This is a genomic window from Acidovorax sp. KNOB132 (assembly GCF_057541515.1).
In genome coordinates this window covers 1-1,575 of sequence record NZ_BAAJYT010000492.1, presented here as the reverse complement: position 1 = coordinate 1,575, position 1,575 = coordinate 1, and the positions used below count along the sequence as shown (strand labels likewise).

The following is a 1,575-nucleotide window of genomic DNA, read 5'->3' as shown; positions in this document are numbered from 1 at the left end:
GCCAGGCGGCGCACGTCGCGCCGCGCGAGCATCTCCAGCGGCTGCTGGCAGATGCGCAGCGCGGTCTGCACCACGTCGGGGTCGCCCTCGCCGTCCTCGCGCAGCGCCTTGAGCTGCAGGGTCAGGCACTCGGCCAGTCCGCGCGCGCCCACGCCCACCGGGTCCAGGCTCTGCAGCAGGCCCAGCGCCACGGTGAAGCGGTGCACCAGCTCCTCGACCTGCTCGGTGTCGTCCTCGCCCGCCAGGCTCACGGCGAGCGACGGCAGCGACTCGTCCAGGTAGCCATCGTCGTTGAGCGACTCGATGAGAAAGCGCAAAGCGGCGGTGTCGACCTCGGACAGGCGCAGGCCCAGCGCCTGCCGGTGCAGGTAGGCGGTGAGCGACTCGTGGCTGCGGGCCAGTTCGGTGGCGTCGGCTTCGTCGCCCTCGCCGGCCGTGCGCGTGCGCGCCGGGGCGTCGCCGCCCCATTCGCCGTCGTCCGGCGCCATCTCGACGGTGCCGTCGCCCTCCCAGTCGGGGGCGTCGGCGCTGCCCGGCGCCTCGGCGGCGCTCGCGGCATCGCCCTCCGAGGAGGACTCCACCGCCGCGCTGGACTCGCCGGGTGCGCTGGAATAGATGGCCTCTTCGGTGTGGCGATCGTCCTCGCTCACAGGCGCATCGGCCTGCGGCAGGCCGAATTCCTCGCGCGCGGCTTCTTCGGCGGTGCGTTCGAGGAAGGGGTTTTCGTCGAGCATCTGCTCGACCTCTTGCGACAGTTCCAGGGTGGACAACTGCAGCAGCCGGATGGACTGCTGCAACTGCGGCGTGAGTGCCAGATGCTGCGAGACGCGCAGCGACAGCCCCGGCTTCATCACACCGGTGCCGCCGGGCCGCCCCGAGGCGCGAGAGCCCCCGCGGGGAGCAGCGCAGTCAACACGATGACCAGCGTGGACGCCATGCTCACATCCTGAAATGCTCGCCGAGGTACACGCGCCGCACCTCGGCGTTGTCCACGATCTCGGAGGGCGTGCCCCGCGCCAGCACGCGCCCATCGCTGATGATGAACGCGTGATCGCAAATGCCCAGGGTCTCGCGCACGTTGTGGTCGGTGATGAGCACGCCGATGCCCCGCGCCTTGAGGAACCCGATGATGCGCTGGATCTCGATCACGGCGATGGGGTCGATGCCCGCGAACGGCTCGTCGAGCAGGATGAAGCGCGGCTGCGTGGCCAGGGCCCGCGCGATCTCCACGCGGCGGCGCTCGCCGCCCGACAGCGCCAGGGCCGGGGAGGCCCGCAGGTGCTCCACGCGCAGCTCCTGCAGCAGGGCGGTGAGGCGCGACTCGATCTCGTCGCGGCTCAGGGCCTTGTCGTTCTCGTCGCGCTGCAGCTCCAGCACGGCGCGCACGTTCTCCTCGACCGTCAGCTTGCGGAAGATCGACGCTTCCTGCGGCAGGTAGGACAGGCCCAGCCGCGAGCGGCGGTGGATGGGCATGTCGGCCACCGAATGGCCGTCGATGCGGATGTCGCCGCCGTCGCTGCGCACCAGCCCCACGATCATGTAGAACGAGGTGGTCTTGCCCGCGCCGTTGGGGCC

2 protein-coding genes are annotated in these 1,575 nt (G+C 71.3%); both read right to left on the bottom strand.

From position 1 onward, the window contains the following. Window positions 1-851: RNA polymerase factor sigma-54 (locus AC27IO_RS24040; protein WP_498741182.1), on the bottom strand; the 851-nt coding region annotated here is incomplete at its 3' end. Between the two features lie 88 nt (window positions 852-939). Next, window positions 940-1,575 (bottom strand): LPS export ABC transporter ATP-binding protein (gene lptB / locus AC27IO_RS24035; RefSeq protein WP_487091302.1); only part of this gene is annotated, 636 nt, incomplete at its 5' end.